General features: G+C 56.8%; 13 protein-coding genes. 1 reads left to right on the plus strand and 12 read right to left on the minus strand.

The features are described from left to right. Positions 1-209: 209 nt before the first annotated feature. The 7 genes from ACIPZE_RS26915 to ACIPZE_RS26945 form a co-directional block, all read right to left on the minus strand. Complete coding sequence (locus ACIPZE_RS26915) at positions 210-1,634, minus strand: gamma-aminobutyraldehyde dehydrogenase (protein ID WP_400776428.1); 1,425 nt, start codon at positions 1,632-1,634, stop codon at positions 210-212. Between the two features lie 157 nt (positions 1,635-1,791). Further along, complete coding sequence (locus tag ACIPZE_RS26920; RefSeq protein WP_283437560.1) at positions 1,792-2,601, minus strand: ABC transporter permease; 810 nt, start codon at positions 2,599-2,601, stop codon at positions 1,792-1,794. Beyond that, a complete protein-coding gene (locus ACIPZE_RS26925) occupies positions 2,591-3,511 on the minus strand; it encodes an ABC transporter permease (protein ID WP_007908947.1) in 921 nt (306 codons plus the stop codon). Before ACIPZE_RS26925 ends, ACIPZE_RS26920 begins: the two co-directional genes overlap by 11 nt. Before the next feature lie 16 nt (positions 3,512-3,527). Beyond that, positions 3,528-4,565 (minus strand): ABC transporter ATP-binding protein, encoded by a 1,038-nt coding sequence (locus tag ACIPZE_RS26930; RefSeq protein WP_283437559.1) that lies wholly within the window; start codon positions 4,563-4,565, stop codon positions 3,528-3,530. A gap of 267 nt (positions 4,566-4,832) precedes the next feature. Continuing rightward, on the minus strand, positions 4,833-5,984 hold the full coding sequence (ydcS, locus tag ACIPZE_RS26935; RefSeq protein WP_283437558.1) for a putative ABC transporter substrate-binding protein YdcS: 1,152 nt from the start codon (positions 5,982-5,984) through the stop codon (positions 4,833-4,835). A gap of 83 nt (positions 5,985-6,067) precedes the next feature. Continuing rightward, on the minus strand, positions 6,068-7,525 hold the full coding sequence (locus ACIPZE_RS26940) for a gamma-aminobutyraldehyde dehydrogenase (RefSeq protein ID WP_283438656.1): 1,458 nt from the start codon (positions 7,523-7,525) through the stop codon (positions 6,068-6,070). Positions 7,526-7,656: 131 nt separating this feature from the next. Then, complete coding sequence (locus ACIPZE_RS26945) at positions 7,657-8,571, minus strand: LysR family transcriptional regulator (protein ID WP_007967749.1); 915 nt, start codon at positions 8,569-8,571, stop codon at positions 7,657-7,659. 175 nt (positions 8,572-8,746) lie between these two features. Here ACIPZE_RS26945 and ACIPZE_RS26950 point away from each other — a divergent pair, with 175 nt between their 5' ends. Next, on the plus strand, positions 8,747-9,469 hold the full coding sequence (locus ACIPZE_RS26950) for a tellurite resistance TerB family protein (protein WP_283437557.1): 723 nt from the start codon (positions 8,747-8,749) through the stop codon (positions 9,467-9,469). A 52-nt stretch (positions 9,470-9,521) separates the two neighbouring features. On the opposite strand, the gene ACIPZE_RS26955 is transcribed toward ACIPZE_RS26950, so the two are convergent. The 5 genes from ACIPZE_RS26955 to tssI all read right to left on the minus strand — a co-directional run. Further along, the gene (locus ACIPZE_RS26955) at positions 9,522-10,652 is read right to left on the minus strand and encodes a hypothetical protein (RefSeq protein ID WP_283437556.1); all 1,131 of its coding nucleotides are present in this window, start codon (positions 10,650-10,652) and stop codon (positions 9,522-9,524) included. Positions 10,653-10,883: 231 nt separating this feature from the next. Then, on the minus strand, positions 10,884-11,969 hold the full coding sequence (locus ACIPZE_RS26960) for a DUF6708 domain-containing protein (RefSeq protein WP_346772241.1): 1,086 nt from the start codon (positions 11,967-11,969) through the stop codon (positions 10,884-10,886). Beyond that, positions 11,969-15,331, minus strand: coding sequence for a toxin VasX (locus tag ACIPZE_RS26965; protein WP_283437555.1), 3,363 nt, complete (start codon positions 15,329-15,331; stop codon positions 11,969-11,971). The genes ACIPZE_RS26960 and ACIPZE_RS26965 overlap by 1 nt, the downstream gene beginning before the upstream one ends. Beyond that, positions 15,328-16,227, minus strand: coding sequence for a DUF4123 domain-containing protein (locus ACIPZE_RS26970; protein WP_400776434.1), 900 nt, complete (start codon positions 16,225-16,227; stop codon positions 15,328-15,330). The genes ACIPZE_RS26965 and ACIPZE_RS26970 overlap by 4 nt, the downstream gene beginning before the upstream one ends. Next, on the minus strand, positions 16,220-18,163 hold a 1,944-nt coding region (tssI, locus tag ACIPZE_RS26975), incomplete at its 5' end, for a type VI secretion system tip protein TssI/VgrG (protein ID WP_400776436.1). The genes tssI and ACIPZE_RS26970, both read right to left, overlap by 8 nt.

Genomic DNA, 18,163 nt, shown 5'->3' on the forward strand with positions numbered 1-18,163 from the left:
AAATCGGCAGATTTCGGATGGCCGAGGCCGTGACGGGGCCATGCAGGCGCCGCCCGGTTCGGTAGTTGTTGTTTTGGTTTCGGTGAAGCCTGGTGGTGAATCGCCGACATCATCCGTGTGTCGCGGAAAAGATCGCAGCCTGCGGCAGCTCCTACAGGGGAGTGGCGTCCATCATGTAGGAGCTGCCGCAGGCTGCGATCTTTTCGCCGTTAATGCTTGAACATCACATGCCGAACCGTGGTGTAGTCCTCCAGCCCATACATGGACATGTCTTTCCCGTAACCGGACAATTTCTGACCGCCATGGGGCATTTCGCTGACGAGCATGAAGTGTGTGTTCACCCACGTGCAGCCGTATTGCAAACGTGCCGACATGCGATGCGCGCGTCCTACATCCGCCGTCCACACGGAGGACGCGAGGCCGTAGTCCGAATCGTTGGCCCATGCCAGCGCCTGCGCTTCATCGGTGAACTTGGTCACCGAAACCACCGGCCCAAACACTTCGCGGCGAACGATTTCGTCGTCCTGCTGCGCATCGGCCAACACCGTCGGTTCGAAGAAGAAACCATTGCCATCAACAGCCTTGCCGCCAGTGATCAAACGAATGTGCGGCTGCGCCACAGCACGCTCGACAAACCCGGCAACGCGATCGCGATGTTGCGCAGTGATCAACGGCCCCAGCTCGGTCGACGGATCATCCTGCAAGCCGTACTTGATGCTGCTGACGGCCGCGCCGAGCTTCTCGACAAACTTGTCGTAAATACCTTGTTGCGCATAAATCCGGCACGCCGCCGTGCAATCCTGCCCGGCGTTGTAGAAACCGAAGGTGCGAATACCTTCCACCGCTGCATCGATATCAGCGTCGTCGAAGATGATCACCGGCGCTTTGCCGCCCAGTTCCATGTGCATGCGTTTAACGCTGTCGGCGGTGCTGGAAATGATATTGGCACCCGTGGCGATAGAGCCGGTCAGCGAGACCATGCGCACTTTCGGGTGGGTGACCAACGGACTACCAACGGTAGGCCCACGACCAAACACCAGATTGAGTACACCGGCCGGGAAGATTTCCGACGCCAGTTCGGCCAGACGCAACGCGGTCAGCGGGGTTTGTTCCGACGGCTTGAGCACCACGGTATTACCGGCAGCCAGCGCCGGGGCGATTTTCCAGGCGACCATCATCAGCGGGTAGTTCCACGGCGCGATGGAGGCGATCACGCCGACCGGGTCGCGGCGGATCATCGAGGTGTGGCCGGGCAGGTATTCGCCGCCGGCCGAACCGCTCATGCAACGGCTGGCGCCGGCGAAGAAACGGAACACGTCGGCAATCGCCGGAATCTCGTCGTTGAGCACGGCGCTGTAGGGCTTGCCGCAGTTGTCGGATTCGAGTTTGGCCAGTTCTTCACCGTGGGCTTCGATGGCGTCGGCGAGTTTGAGCAGCAGCAGCGAGCGATCTTTCGGCGCGGTTTGTGACCAGTCGGCGAAGGCGTTGTCGGCGGCGCGCACGGCAGCATCGACCTGGGCTTCGCTGGCTTCGTTGATCTCTACCAGGACTTCGCCGCGCGAAGGGTTGAGCACCGGTTGCGCCGGGCCTTCGCCGATGACCAGTTGGCCGTTGATCAAGAGTTTGGTTTGCATGGGTTTGTCCTCACTAACACTTTATTGTTCTGCCGAAACCGAACCCCTGTAGGAGCTGCCGAAGGCTGCGATCTTTTGATGTTGCTGTTAAAGATCAAGATCAAAAGATCGCAGCCTTCGGCAGCTCCTACACGGGGTTGGGTTTGTGGTTATTCGGTTATTTACCGCCGCTGCCGGCGACGCTTTCGCCGCCGCGTGTCAGGTAATACGCGCCGAGGATCGGCAACATGGTCACCATCATCACCAGCATCGCGACGACGTTGGTCACCGGCACATCCCGTGGCCGGCTCAGTTGGTTGAGCAGCCACAACGGCAACGTGCGCTCATGCCCGGCGGTAAACGTGGTGACGATGATTTCGTCGAACGACAGCGCAAACGCCAACATGCCGCCCGCCAGCAACGCCGAGCCGAGGTTCGGCAGGATGATGTAGCGAAAGGTCTGCCAGCCATCGGCGCCGAGGTCCATCGAGGCCTCGATCAAACTGTGCGAAGTACGGCGCAGGCGGGCGATGACGTTGTTGTAGACGATCACCACGCAGAAGGTCGCGTGGCCGACGATGATGGTGAACATCCCCGGCTCGATGCCCAGCGTCTTGAACGTCGCCAGCAGGGCGATCCCGGTAATGATCCCCGGCAGCGCAATCGGCAAGATCAGCATCAGCGAGATGCCCTGTTTGCCGAAGAAGTCGCGCCGGTACAAAGCGGCCGAGGCGAGCGTGCCGAGCACCATCGCAATCAACGTGGCGATGGACGCGATTTGCAGCGACAACTTGATCGCCTCCAACACGTCGGGCCGCGAAAACGCCACGCTGAACCAGTGCAGCGTGAAGCCCTTTGGCGGAAAACTGAACGCGGCTTCCTCGGTGTTGAAGGCGTACAGGAAGATGATCAGGATCGGAAAGTGCAAAAACACCAATCCGCCCCAGGCTGCGATCTTTAAGCCTAATGATGCTTTCTCAGAGCGCATCGAAAGCCCCCAGTCGTTTGACGATGGACAGGTAAACCGCGATCAACACAATCGGCACCAGGGTGAACGCTGCCGCCATCGGCATGTTGCCGATCGCACCTTGCTGCGCGTAGACCATGCTGCCGACGAAGTAGCCCGGCGGCCCAACCAGTTGCGGCACGATGAAGTCGCCCAGGGTCAGCGAAAACGTGAAGATCGAACCCGCGGCAATGCCCGGAATCGACAGCGGCAAAATCACCTGCATAAAGGTCTGACGCGGCTTGGCGCCAAGGTCAGCGGAGGCCTGTAGCAGCGACGGCGGCAGACGTTCCAGCGACGCCTGAATCGGCAGGATCATGAACGGCAGCCAGATATAAACGAACACCATGAATCGCCCCAGATGCGAGGTCGACAAGGTGCTGCCACCGACGCCGGGAATCCCCAGAATGAACTGCAGCACCGGCTCCAATCCCAAGTGCTGCACGAACCATTGCGCCACGCCGCCCTTGGCCAGCAGCAACGTCCACGCATACGCCTTGACGATGTAACTGGCCCACATCGGCATCATCACCGCGATGTAGAAAAACGCCTTGGTTTTGCCTGTGGTGTAACGCGCCATGTAGTAGGCAATCGGGAACGCGACGATGGCGCTGGCGATCGACACAACGATGGCCATGCTCAGCGTGCGCAGGATGATGTCGAAGTTCGATGGCTGAAACAGTGCGGCGAAATTGGCCAGGGTCAGGTCAGGGGTGACCGCCATGGTGAAGTCGTCGAAGGTGTAGAAACCTTGCCACAGCAGCACCAGCAACGAGCCGAGATAAATCGCACCAAACCACAGCAGCGGCGGCACCAACAGCATCGAAAGATATAGATTCGGCTTGCGGTAGAGCAGGTTGGAAAACCTGCGCAACGGCGGCGATGCAGTCATCGCGAGCGTGCTCATGTCACACCCCGCTCGCCACGGTGTCGTGCAGCGGAATCATCGCTTCCCGCGCCCAGCGTGCGCTCAGGCGCTGGCCGGTCTGGTGTTGTGCGCTGCTGTCGATCCACTGATTGTTGGCGTGGCTGATGCTCAGGGTCTGGCCGTTTTCCAGCTTCAATTCATAGCGCGTGGCGCTGCCCTGATACTGGATGTCGTGGAGCAGGCCGCTGACTTCGATTTCGTGACTGGCGAGCGGGCCTTCGGCGAAGCGCACGTGTTCCGGGCGAATCGAAAACGGCTGCGGATGGCCACTGATTTCACGGGCCAGATCGCCGCGAATCACGTTCGAAGTGCCGACGAATTCAGCCACGAATGTAGTGGTCGGTTTCATGTACAGATTGCGCGGCGTGTCGACCTGTTCGATGCGACCCTTGTTGAACACGGCGACGCGATCGGACATCGACAGCGCTTCGGTTTGATCGTGGGTGACGAAGATGAAAGTGATGCCGAGCTGGCGTTGCAGCTTCTTCAATTCGCTCTGCATTTGCTCGCGCAGTTTCAGATCGAGCGCGCCCAAAGGCTCATCGAGCAACAGCACGCGCGGACGATTGACCAAGGCGCGGGCGAGGGCGACACGCTGGCGCTGACCACCGGACAACTGCACTGGTTTGCGCGCGCCGTAACCGCCGAGGGCGACCATGTCCAAGGCTTCTTCTGCGCGTTTGTGCCGTTCGGTTTTGCCGACGCCTTTGACCTTCAAACCGTAGGCGACATTGTCGAGCACGCTCATGTGCGGGAACAGCGCGTAATCCTGAAACACCGTGTTGACGTCGCGTTGATACGGCGGCAAACCGGCCGCTTCAGCGCCGTGAATGCGGATCGAGCCGGCGCTCGGTTGTTCGAACCCGGCGATCAGGCGCAGGCAGGTGGTTTTGCCCGAGCCGGAAGGGCCGAGCATGGAAAAGAACTCGCCGTCCTGGATATCGATGGAAACCCGGTCAACGGCCTTCACTTCGCCGAACTGCCGGGAAACGTTGGTGAACTGGACTGCAAGCGTCATGGTGCGGTGCTCCGGTAAAGCGGGCTTTCAAAAAAAGTCGTGTGTGCGTCGAAAAGATCGCAGCCTGCGGCGGCTCCTACAGTAGGTGTGCAGGGCGCTGAGATTGCTTTTAGCTCCCTCTCCCTCCGGGAGAGGGCGGGGGGTGAGGGGGGCGGTTTCGGCCATTGCTCTGAGATCAAGAGCAAAGGCAAAAGCTACCCCCTCACCCCAGCCCTCTCCCCCAAGGGGGAGAGGGGGAAAGGGAGCTTGACCGAGTTATGATCGGAATTAGCGGCCGCCCATGATCGCTATGTAATCCTGAGTCCAGCGGCTATACGGCACAAACTTGCCACCTTCAGCCTGCGGGGTTTTCCAGAAGGCGATCTTGTCGAACTGGTCGAAACCGTTGGTTTTGCAGCCTTCAGCACCCAGCAGTTCGCTTTCCTTGCACGCCGCTGGCACCGCCGGCAACGAACCAAACCACGCCGCCACATCGCCCTGGACTTTCGGTTTCAGCGACCAGTCCATCCACTTGTACGCGCAGTTCGGGTGCTTGGCCTCGGCGTGCAACATGGTGGTATCAGCCCAGCCAGTAGCGCCTTCTTTCGGAATGGTCGAAGCGATCGGCTGCTTCTCGTTCATCAAACCGTTGACCTGATACGGCCACGCGCTTGACGCCACCACGCCTTCGTTTTTGAAGTCGCTCATCTGCACCGTGGTGTCATGCCAGTAGCGGTGGATCAACGGCTGCTGCGCGCGCAACAGATCGAGCACGGCTTTGTACTGATCTTCGGTGAGTTGGTACGGATCCTTGATGCCCAGCTCAGGCTTGGTCGACTTCAGATACAGCGCCGCATCAGCGATATAGATCGGGCCGTCGTAGGCCTGCACGCGGCCTTTGTTCGGCTTGCCGTCGGGCAGATCCTGCGCGGCGAACACCACGTTCCAACTGGTCGGCGCGGTCTTGAACACGTTGGTGTTGTACATCAGCACGTTCGGCCCCCACTGGTACGGGGTGCCGTAAGTCTGTTTGTTGACCACGTACCACGGCGCATCTTTCAGGCGTGGGTCGAGGGTGTTCCAGTTCGGGATCAACGCAGTGTTGATCGGTTGCACACGCTTGCCGACGATCAACCGCAGCGACGCATCGCCCGACGCGGTGACCAGGTCGTATCCGCCTTTCGCCATCAGGCTGACCATTTCGTCAGAGGTAGCGGCGGTCTTCACGTTGACCTTGCAGCCGGTTTCCTGCTCGAAACCGGTCACCCAGTCGTAGGCCTTGTCGCTCTCGCCACGTTCGATGTAACCCGGCCACGCAACGATATCCAACTGACCTTCGCCAGCACCGACAGCCTTCAGCGGCTCGGCAGCTGAAAGGCTTGCGCTGGCCAGCAGGGCCGTGGTGATTGCACTGAGCAGTGCGGTCTTGTGCACGAACATGGTTGAACCCTCTTCTTTAAATTATGGTCGGGGCAGTTGTGAACGCGGTGAAGCATGCCGTTGGCGGCTTGTTATTAGCGTAGTCAGAGATGCTGGCCGTGGCGGGCCATGATGTGCCGCACCACGCTGTAGTCCTGCAGCGAATCACTGGATAGGTCTTTGCCGTAACCCGAACGTTTCAGCCCGCCGTGGGGCATTTCGCTGACCAGCATGAAATGGCTGTTGATCCACGTGCAGCCGTACTGCAAGCGCGCGGCAACCTGCATCGCCTTGTCCAGATTCTGCGTCCACACCGACGAGGCGAGGCCGTATTCGGAGTCGTTGGCCCAGTCGACGGCCTGCGCGAGCTCATCGAAACGGGTCACGGTGACCACCGGGCCGAACACTTCGCGCTGGACGATTTCGTCGCTCTGTTTGCAACCGGCGAGCAGCGTCGGTTGATAGTAGAAACCGGCGCCGGAGTGCACCGCCGCACCCGTCACCCGCTCAATGTGCGGCTGACCGAGGGCGCGTTCGACGAAACTGGCGACGCGGTCACGCTGGCGGGTACTGATCAGCGGGCCGATCTCGTTGTCGGCGTCACGTTTGCCGGCGAAGCGCAGGCTGCTGACGGCGGCGCCGAGTTCGGCAACCAATTTGTCGTGAATCCCGGCCTGCGCGTAGATCCGGCACGCGGCGGTGCAGTCCTGCCCGGCGTTGTAGTAACCGTAGGTGCGCACGCCATCGACCACGGCTTGAATGTCGGCGTCGTTGCAGACGATCACCGGGGCTTTACCGCCGAGTTCGAGGTGCGTGCGTTTCAAGGTTTTCGCGGCGGCCTGAAGGATTTTCTGGCCGGTGACGATATCGCCGGTCAGCGAGACCATGCGCACCTTGGCGTGGCCGACCAAATGGCTGCCGACGCCTTCGCCGCCACCGCAGATGATGTTGATTACCCCGCGCGGGAGGATTTCGGCCAGCGCTGGCGCCAGTGCGAGGATCGACAGCGGTGTGTGTTCGGACGGTTTGAACACCAGCGTGTTGCCGGCGGCGAGGGCCGGGGCGATCTTCCACGCGGCCATCATGATCGGGTAATTCCACGGCGCAATCGAGGCGACCACGCCAATCGGATCGCGCCGGACCATGCTGGTGTAGCCCGGCAGGTATTCGCCGCTGAGCTGACCGGTCTGACAACGCACGGCGCCGGCGAAGAAACGGAACACATCGACGGTCGCCGTCAAATCGTCCTGACGCGCCAGGTGCAACGGTTTGCCGCAGTTCAGCGATTCGAGGCGGGCGAGGTGGTCGGCGTGTTTTTCGACGGCGTTGGCGATGTCCAGCAACAGGTTTGAACGTTGCTGCGGCGTGGTGCGTGACCACTCGGCGAAGGCTCGGTGGGCGGCGAGGATGGCGGCTTCGACTTGCTCGGTGCTGGCCTCGGCGATGTGCGTAAGGATTTCACCTGTGGCCGGATTGAGGATCGGCTCGACGAAACCCTGGCCTGCGACCAATTCGCCGTCGATCAACAACGCGGTACACATTGGGGTCTGCGCGCCAGCCATTTTGCGTGTTCTCTTTTCTTGTATGGCCATTGTTGCTCCCTGATATCGGGAGCCGACCGTCTTATAGATGCAGCAAGACTAGTGCGCGGCTCCGAGGTCGACAAATTCTAAATACTGAAGGCAGCATTCGATTAAATAGATGGCTTGCGCCCGCCATGGGGTTGCTCGCGAGCCACGGTCAGGAATGGATCAACGAGAGCGGGGCGCGCGGTGCCACGGCGCCAGGCCAGGCCGACGTCGAGGGTTTGATTCAAGTCGGCAATTGGCCGTGCTTCGATGATGTCGCCCTCCAGTGACCATGGGCGATATGTCATGTCCGGCTGGATCGATACCCCCAAACCGGCGGCGACGAGGCTTCGCACGGCTTCCGTCGAGGCGGTTCTCAAGGTGATTTTTGGCTGCAACCCGGCGCCGCGCCACAATCGCTGGGCGTTGCGATCCATCTCATCGACGTTTAGCTGAATCAAAGGCTCGCGGGCGACATCGGCGAGGTTGATGCTGTCGTGTTCCAGCAATGGATGCTGCGCCGGCAGCCACAGACGATGGGGGGAATGAGTCAGTACCTCGGTCTGCAAGGCATGGCGATCTTCGAGATTGGAAAGGATCAACACGCCGACATCGATCTCGCCGCTGACCAGCAGATGCTCGATGTATGGCCGCTCGTCTTCCATCACGCGAATCTCGACGTTGGGATAAGCACGTTGAAAACGGGTGAGCAGATCCGCCAGGTAATAACCGGCGACGAGACTGGTCACACCGACGATCAACTGCCCGGCGACCTGATCGGTGCTCTGTTGCAGGCTGCGCTTGGCGTTATCCACGGTGGCGAGAATCAGGTGCGCCTGGCGTAGGAATTGATGCCCTTGGTGCGTAAGGGTCATGCCCTTGGCATGGCGGCTGAACAGGCTGACACCGATTTCCTCTTCCAGTTGCTGGATCGCCAACGTCAGAGTCGATTGGGAAATGAACGCGGTTTGCGCGGCGGCGGAGATCGAGCCGGTCTCGGCCACAGCGATGAAGTGTCGGATCTGACGCAGGGTCATCATGAGACAGGTACCCAGTGGGCGGTTTTTATAGATTGGCCTGAGTGTATATCTATTTTCAAGAAGGCCTGCGGGCAGCGAGCAACATCTGGAAGCACACTTGCAGGCAGGGGAAGGGCACTTTCGAACTAGGCTGGAGGCCTTATAGGTCCGGTTAACCCCTGTTTGGAGGCGGAACATGAACACCCGTGGATTGCTCGATCAACTACTCAAGTCCGGCCAGGATCTGTTGCAGAACAAGGCGGGCGGGTCGCAGAACAAATCGGCCGGCGGTGCCTTGGGTGGTTTGCTTGGCGGCGCTTCAGGCTCTGGCGGTCTCGGCAGTCTGCTCTCAGGCGCAGGCGGCGGTGCGTTGGCGGCGGGCGCAATGGGCCTGCTGCTCGGTAACAAGAAAGTGCGCAAGGTCGGCGGCAAAGTCGCGATCTACGGCGGCCTCGCCGCACTGGGCGTGCTGGCTTACAAAGCCTACGGCAACTACAACGCGCAGAAAGGCACAGCACCACAACGCGAACCGCAGACCCTCGACCGCTTGCCACCGGAACAAGCAGAGCAACACAGCCAGGCCATTCTCAAAGCACTGGTCGCAGCCGCCAAGGCCGACGGCCATATCGATGACCGCGAGCGCCAACTGATCGAGGGCGAATTCACCAAGCTCGACAACGATCAGGAACTGCAGCACTGGCTGCACGCCGAACTCAACAAGCCCCTCGACCCCACTGACGTGGCCCGCGCTGCGAGTACGCCGGAGATGGCGGCTGAGATGTACATCGCCAGTGTGATGTTGGTGGATGAGGAGAACTTTATGGAGAAGAGTTATCTGGATGAACTGGCGCGGCAACTGAAGCTGGAGCCGGGGTTGAAGGTGGAGTTGGAGAAGCAGGTGCGGTTGGCGACTGTCTAGGTCGATGAGTCAGGGCTGCATCAGTGCAGCCCTGGTGTGTTGAAGGGCAGGACTATGCTCGTTTCTTGCCACTTCGCTCATTCAAATAAACTTCGGCGAAGATCTCTGTAATGGCTCGTTTTGGCGAGCGCTGCTTGAGCTCTCTGACCTCCTTGCTCAGGCGAATCAGGTCTTCGCCAGGCTTTGCCCATTGTACTTTAGGCAAGGGCTCAGACCATGAGCGCATAGCCTCGGGCAACACTTTACGTCCGACTTTTGCAATTCGGCGAATTTCCCATTCGACGAGTCGATTGGGCAATGTCCAGAACGTCATGACGTGAAAGAGATACCAAAAAAATCCAGTCATCCAGCTCACTTCCTTGTCGCGAATTCGGCTTCGCAAGCGCGCTCGCGCATTTCGGAACGTATGCATTCCTTCATGGGGAGGATCATTGGGACCTTGCAGATCCATGGGGTCTTGATGGCTTTTCAGGCCGTTGACCTCGTACTCCATAAAAGCGCGTACGGCCTCCCAGTGCGCGATTGCCAACGGTAGGCCAGCGCATACGAACTCAATGCAGACCCTCTGGCCCTCACGTTCGAATCCCATGCCCATCCCGTACTGTCGTCGGACGCCATATTGTGTTGCTCCTTGCGCCTCAATCACCCAAGCGGAGAGTGACTCCCAAGGTACGAAAACCGGTGTTTCCGCGTCCGTGGGCATGAAACAGACTTCCCGGCGCTGGCGGTTGAAGCGGGTCGGGATGACGGTTGTGTATTTTTTGTGGTCGTAAAACCACACGATAAGGCCAGTACCGAGTCCCACGAAAAACAACCAGATCGCGGATTCCCGGGCAGCGAAATAAAGGTCTGAGCTGAACTCCAATACTTCAGTTAACCGATAGCCGCTTGACGCGAGGATCAGCCCCGCGACCAGAGGAATACCCAGGGCAATCAGGAGCGCAGCGGTAAATGGTGCTCCCAACGTCAATTGCCATGAAAACAATTGAGGTTTGCCACCACCAAAGTCCAGATACGCATCGTTCAGCTCGCTTATGTAAGGACTGTTGGGCGATGCATCGGTGGGTAGTGGCAGCGGTGCCAGGTAAGTGGTGGTGCCAGTTGAAAATTGCTCCACGTCTCCGGCGCGATGGTTCGTCGTAGCAGCAGGCTCTATCAATTCGAAATCAAGGGTTTTAGGCATGCGAAGCGATTTCCAGCATCAGAGGCTCTATCGATAGCAATGGTGCGTGGGGGTGGGGCGCAACCAGGTTGATTGCTGGAAAAGCGCCAGTGCCTCTAGCGAAAAGGGGACGGGTTTGTTTTTTTGAAAATGAACCATCCCCTTTTGTTTTTCAGTTTTGTAAAAGCTCAGACTTGACCTGACGGTTATCGGGCTATCTGATTTCTAGCTACTATATAGCTCAGCTGTTTTTTATTCTTCTGCCTTGCTTTCGTTTAGGTTTGCCTTGAAGTACGTCATAAAATCCTGTCCTTGAGCAAAGGCTTTTTCGATTTTCGCGCTTTGCTCTTTAAGCACCGGGCTTGGCTTGCCCCATTGTTTAGGCGGAAGAGGCTTAGACCACTCGGCAATGGATTCAGGAAGAGATTTCATGCTGAAACGATGGTCCCATTCTGCTACCCAATACGGAAAACGCCACCAAGTGATCAAATGTGTCAGGTACCACCAACCAACTCCTAAAGCGGAACGTTCGTTGTTCTGGTATTCCTCGTGCATGTCTTGTCGTTTTTTATCAAAGGTGTGGCGCCCCTCGTAGGCTGCCTTGCCTGGGCAGAACTCTGGACCTTTTTCCATATAGATCCGTATGGCTTCCCACTTACCCAAGGCATGGGCAGGAGTCATCACGCCTTGTCTCATGAAATGCACTACGTCAGCTCTGGAATCGTCGAACGCCATACCAAATGTATAGGTGCTTGTTACGCCTACTCCAGTAACACCTGTACTGATTGAAAGCCAAGATACTATCTCTTCCCATGGTTGAATGACGGGGAGGTCAGAACCTTCGGGAAAGAAACAGACTTCACGACGTTGGCGGTTGAATCTAATTGGACGGCTGCGCGACTTTGCTCTGGTAGTGCTCAAAATAACGTAAATACCCAAGAGCGCAGCTATTCCTCCTCCCCAAATACTAAAGGTGACACCGAAATCGAACATGCCTGCTGTTCTGTCCCAAAAGGACTCGGCAAATGGGGATCCCCAGGTAGTAGATCCTGCAAGCAAAGGCAGAATAATCAGGCATGAAAAAATAAACATCATCCCGAGCCCAATCATTGCCCTCGCTTGGAAAGCCTTGCCGGAATTACTACTGCCTACGTCGAGGAATGTGTCATTTACCTCAACAAAGCTTCCGCCCAAATCCATGGGGACGTTGCCCGTTGGTATCGGAAGCGGGGAGAAGAATAATGCCTCACCTGTCGCGAACTTACGCTTCTCACCAGCCACGGGCCGTATTTTTTTGAGATTTAGATCGTCGCGGGATTGCTCATTTATTGAAGACATTAGGTTTGCCCGGCTTGTTTTGATGATTCGAGCACAGTTAGCGTGTCGGTGGTCACAATGAATGCTTGAGCGGTTGTATTTCGTGCGCTGAAAAACCCAGTTGTTGAAAATTCCTTCCCGCTTCCAACATTAAGTGTCTTGGTTTCAAACATTATTTCCTGAAATTTTTGCGCTCCGGGGAGTGGATGGTATCGCAATTTTATGGCAAGACCGTGCTGAGCGTTAGCTTCATGCGCAAAAATTTCTAGCCCCAGTTGGAGTGGCGCGTCTGGTGGACTCAGTAAATTGAGTTGATATAGCAAAGGTTCAGTCCAAGGCTCCCAGTCATTGCGCTGGAGACTGCTTGACCAATACGCGGTAAGGCCAAATCCAACATCATCCAGCTCTCGAATTGTTATATTTGGAATGCTAATCACTGCAGTAGGTTTGTTATTTATTTGTCTTAGACCGACCTGAGGAGTTGAAGTGATCTCTGCCAATTGCATGCGATCTGCTTGGAATTCGCGATTTTGGTTCTTCTTTCCCCACGCGCCCTGCTGAAGCCAGTTATCAAACTTCGTTTTATTGTTTCGGTTGTAAATCCACTCGCCACCTAGCTGCAACACCGTCAAACCTAACCCTATTAAGTTGGCTCTCGCAGCAACGCTCAGAAGTTTGCCTCCAGCTGTAACCCAAGCGACAGCTCTTGCTTGACTAACATTTGAAGCCGCCTCAAACATATATTGCCCTGTTCGTGCAACTGCCCAACCGTTAACGACAAACTGTCCAGAGTCGCCCGCGATTGTCATGCTGGCACCAGCCAGCTTTGCACTATCTCCCGACCTCAAGGCTTCAGTCCAACGAGCGACAGAGCCTTTTTCCCCGTACAGACTTGTGGCTGCTGCCGCCATACCGAACCCGTAAGCAGCTAGCCCCAGCCCCCCGGTGAGCTTTCCAATGCGCGCGGCTAACTGGACTTTGCCGGCAGCACTTGAATAATTGTTTTTGACTACGTTTAGAGTGGTGGCTGATATCCCCTGTGCAGCCGCAAAGCCTCCTCCGCTTGCAGAGAAGAACGCATTGCCAAATGCAACGTAATCGGTTTTATCCCAGCTGGGTTTTCTTCTTAACTCTGAATAAACAGTGACAAAGTTAATTAATTGCACGACAAATACAGCTGATGCGAAGATGTCGCCTCCCGCAGATTGAAAGATATCTTTTCCTAGTCCCCTTACCTTGTCGCCTGTGTTTAAGCGATGATCTTCGGCCATTCGGTGGACTTCAGCTTCTTGGGCGCTGGTTAGGCCTTTAATTTTTATACTTGCTTTACTCGGGCCTTCGCCAACAGCAACCATCGCAGGCGCGATTTTTTTCTCTAACGGGGCGACGGATTGCTGAACAGATTTACGCTGTGCAACCAAAGATCGATAGCTCCCCTTGGGGGCCCGACCTTTTCGCTCGTTAGCCAATGTCTCTCTGATCCTGTTTTTCAACGAGGACATCTGCTGGCGGAGTTCGGTGAGTTTCGCCATGTCAGCTTCGAACGCATGAAGCTGGCTTGCAGAAGCAAACTCAAGAGTAATTCCTTTTTTGCCAAATGTTCTTAGTACGTCGATCCATGCTGAGCCGGGAATATTTCGTAGAATTTTAGATGGGTCTATTGCTCGGCCGTTGCGTAGTCCTTCTATAGCTTCTTCGAGAGCATTCGCCAAGCGGAGTTGTTTGGCAGGTTCATAAGCAGTGTTTCGTGCTTGATCGAAAGTTATACCATCGTTGCTTAGATTTATTGATGCCGCGAGATCCTGGGTCAGGAGCGTTACAAAATTTCGACTGATTTTTTGCAGTCCTTGGAAATCCTTCGCTGAAAGGGGTATGTCCCGGGCCGATTTTATTAATGAGCCGATTTTTGCAAAAAGGTCCTTCTGATCGGTCAAGCTTGCAGTAAAGAAGGTTGGAACTGTAAAGCCCGGCTCTTTTTCTATTAGGTCTGCAATCGCTTCGGTAGCCTTGTCAGTGCGACATATATCTTTCATGCACGCGTATTCAGTAGCAAGAGCCGATTCAAGTTGGGTTACAAATTTTGGGTCAAAATACCAAGCAGATTTATAGAAGCGTTTTTCACATACTAATTTTACTCGATCTTCAGTTATCAGATCCAAACGCTTATTCCAACGGCTTAATTGTGCTCGCTGTTGTTTAAGGAAGGCTTCCATAGCCGGTCGGTCAATCAGGTCGTTAATGCCTTCTTGTCCCATTTTTGCGCCATTGAGCGCTTCATCCGCGTTGTCTTCGATGGTCTCGATCAGGTCTTCGTACTTGGAATATAAAGGTCCAAGATTCGTACGCATCCGCGACTTTGAGGCTGCAATAGCCCCACGATGCGTACCAGCGCCTGAATACTGGGTTTGATTTTTAACGTTGACGTAGTCGACGATCGATTGCCGCTGCTCTTCGTTTATTTCGTCCTTGAGTTTGGCAAAACGAGGGTCGCCTTGGGCGGCATTTAGAATGGTTTCGCCTGTTACGGTGTACAACGATTCGATGTAGCAACCAAACACATACTTTTTTTGATTGGCCTCAGCGTCGCTCCAGTCGCTGATCCAGCCAGTGACCAAGTCCTGATGCTCAGCGAGATCGCGTAATACGCCCAGGTCATCCTGTAAGACCAAGTACAGATGGTCACGCTCATGTTCTGCCTTGACTTGCTTTTTGAGCGTGCCCATCTGAGTTTTCTTGAAGTGCGACGCTTGCTCCCAAAGATAGTCCTGACTTTCCTCAGGTTTGGCACTCGTAACCGACGGTTCTTTACTCGGCTGCTCCGCAACCTCAGCAATCCACTTTTCCGCCTGAATTGGAGTCAGCAGATTAGCTGCACCTTTCTCAGGGTCTGCACTGGTGAGATCAACCTTCTGCATGAAGTACTCACGTTCAGACTTGTGCTTGATGACCTGCGCGCATTTTGCGGCGGTCCATTGCACCTCGGAGTAGTTGACGTAGAGTTTGCTCAAAAGCGGGAAGACCAACACGGCTTCGCCCACGTTGCTTTCGCGTTTGTTGACGGTGATTTCGCTCTTTTCCCACAGCAGTTGGGTCACGATGCCGTTCTGGATTCGGTATTCGTGCATTACGGCTTCAGGCTTCTTGTCGACGATGACGTAGAGCCAGCCGTCACGCATCAATCGAATGCCTAGTGGGCGAGAAGTGGTTTTGTACGGCATGGTCAGCGCACTTGACGGGTCGAGTCGTTCAACGAGGCCGTAACGCAGTGGGATGAGCTGGATTTTTGCCTTCATCAACGAGCAGCCGCCCATGGCACACTTGCCGTCATCCCGGCTTTTTGCAACGTTGTTCGGGCTTTTGCCGGTCGATGTTGGCGTTGTCATCCTTGGCTCCTGGTCAATGTTGCTGCCCGTTCCTGGGCAATATCAGCGACCCTTTCGAGTCGTTGTGTGGGCGTTTGCTCCGACGGGGTTTTGAGTATGGCGTCGAGGTCTGGATGTTCTTCCAGTGCTCGCTCGCCAAGGAACCCGTGAATGTTGGCGTAGAGGGTGATATCGAGTTCGGTGTTGAAGCCGCGATCATAGGAGGTCGACGCCAACGCATGCAGGTGTTCCCAGCGTTGCTGTGGGGTCGACTGTGCCTGATAGCTTGGGAAATATTCTTGCATGTGTGCATCGAGACGCATCACAACATTGCGAAAGTTCACCTCGTCCAGTTGACTGAGTTGTGCTTCGCTCAATCGATAGCGCTTGCTGTGGTCGGGCTCGGGAGCGTTGCCCGGCCTATTGTTTATGTACCAGCAATCCAGTGCTGCATCGGCAGTAACGATTTGTTTGCAGGGGCCGAATAGGGTCGGATCCTTGATAGTTTCTGCGTGAGCAAGCAGTGCATGAGTTACGGCCGGGTCCGCGATGCGCAACAACACTTCCTCCCCCAGTGGGTGCATGACGCTGGTGAGCCAGCGAAAGTGTGCGACCAGTTGATCCCATGATTGATCGCTAAACACCAAGTGCCCCCATTCCTGACGCGATGCGTTCAGGAACCGGGTCAGGACCGGGTTGTTCTGTGCTTTTATTTGCACGAGGCATGGGGAGATATCGCCCAGTTCTGCCCAACGAGTCCCAAGATAAAGCGGCTCGAACTCAGGGTTTTCCGTCCACTGATACAGGTGCTGCGGAAGCTTCTCAACGCTGACACCATCAAGCAGTAAACCTACCGTGCCATTCCATGGAAGGCCTTGGGGGAGGCCGTTTTCCAATGGAAATTCCGACTTAAGCATTCTGAGCCTCCAGCTTGGCTTTCTCACACACCGCACAAATCGGTTTCTTCTGCATTAACGCCTGCCGCTGCGCCGGCACCAACAACTTCCCAGCCTTATCCGTATCCGCCTGCTTCAACGGCCCCGGCAACAACGGCGCCGCACCGGTGCCGCCGCCCGGCCCACCGCCGGAGTTCATGTTGATCACCGGCCCACTCATGGTCACGCCGCCGGCATCAATCTTGATAAAGCTGCCGCCGCCGATCAGGGTCAGTTCGGCGCCAGCCTCCATCACCACTTTCATGCCGCTGCTGAGATGGATTTCCTGCCCCGCGTCGATGAACTGCCCAGTGCCGATCTTGATGTGCTGGTTCACGCCCACAGTCAGGTGGTCGTTGGCGCGGGCTTCGACTTTGCGGTCTTCGTAGACGGTGTGGTGTTCTTCGGCCTTGAATTCGCTGTAGCTGTTCTGCTCGACGGTGTCGTGGCGTTCGTTGCCCACCCGAATCTTCTGGTCGTGCTCGATGTTCTCGTCCCAATCGCGCTGGGCATGCAGATAAATCTGCTCCTGACCTTTCTTGTCTTCTATACGCAGTTCGTTGTACCCGCCGCCACCCATCGAACTCAGGGTCTTGAACGTGCTGCGGGTCTTGTTCGCCGGCAGTGCATACGGGACGGTGTTTTCCTTGTGGTACAGGCAGCCGCTGATCAGCGGTTGATCGGGGTCGCCTTCAAGGAAGGTGACGAGCACTTCCATACCGATGCGCGGGATGGCGATGCCGCCGTACTGGGCGCCGGCCCAGGCGGAGGAGACGCGCAGCCAGCAGCTGGTCTTGTCGTCGGCCTGGCCTTCGCGGTCCCAGTGGAACTGGACTTTGACCCGGCCGTATTCGTCGCAGTGGATTTCTTCGCCTTTGGGGCCGGTGACCACGGCGCTCTGGCTGCCGAGAATGCGTGGTTTCGGGTGGCGCAGGGGCGGGCGGTTGGGCACGTCCCATGGCGTGGCCTGGAAGCGGTTGCGGTAGCCCTGGTGGAAATCGTCTTTGAGTGCGGTGGTGTCGCTGGTCACCGACTCTTCCAGCACTTGCGGCTGCTTGCCTTCGTGGTGGACTTCGGTCAGCAACCAGAGGTCGTTCCATTTGGCTTTCGGGTGCGCGGTGAGGGCGAGGAAATGGCCGCTGACCAGCAGTGGCTGATCGCTCTTGCCTTCGGCGAGCTGGAAGTCGCTGCGATGACGTTCGAGGGCGCGCTTGGCCAGGTGTTTGCCGCGCTCGCGGTCGATGAAACGACCTGGGTAATCGTAATCCTCAAGGTCGGGCAGGGCGTCGCCACGGTTTTCGCTTTCGAGGGTGATGCGCGGTTTTTCGAAGTCGTAATCGCGGCGGGTGGTGCGGCTGGTGCGGGTTTCCAGGCGCAGGTCGAAGCGCTTGATCACCGGGTCGCTGGCGACCATGCCGGAGTCTTGTTGATAGGCCACGGGCGTCAGTTTCGGGAACACCGTCTGGTCATCGCCGAAAATCAGTTTGTGCGCCGTGGCGGTGTGTTCGAAGTGGTAGTGGATACCTTCTTCTTCGCACAGGCGCTGGATGAAATGCAGGTCCGACTCATCGTATTGCACGCAGTAAACGCGCTCGGGATAAATCGAACCGGTCTTGAATTCGTAGGCGTTGCTTTGAATGCCGTGTTCTTCGAGGACCTTGCCGATGATTTTCGGCACCGTGAGGTTTTGGAAGATGCGTTGGTTGATGCGGTGCGCGAGGTACGCCAGTTGCGGGCGCAGGGTCAGCGAATAGCGCGTCAGGCGTTTGCCCGAATCGCCTTGAGCGGCGCGATAGATCTGGCCGTGGATGCCGCTGCCGTCAGGCGACAGTTGCAGGAAGGCCGGTTTGTGCAGCAGGGTTTCGAGGTCCAGCGACGGCTGCTCACTGACCAGCTCCACCTCAAAGACAAAAGGCTG

It is taken from the genome of Pseudomonas sp. NPDC089741 (assembly GCF_044748825.1).
GTDB classification, from domain to species: Bacteria; Pseudomonadota; Gammaproteobacteria; order Pseudomonadales; family Pseudomonadaceae; genus Aquipseudomonas; species Aquipseudomonas helmanticensis.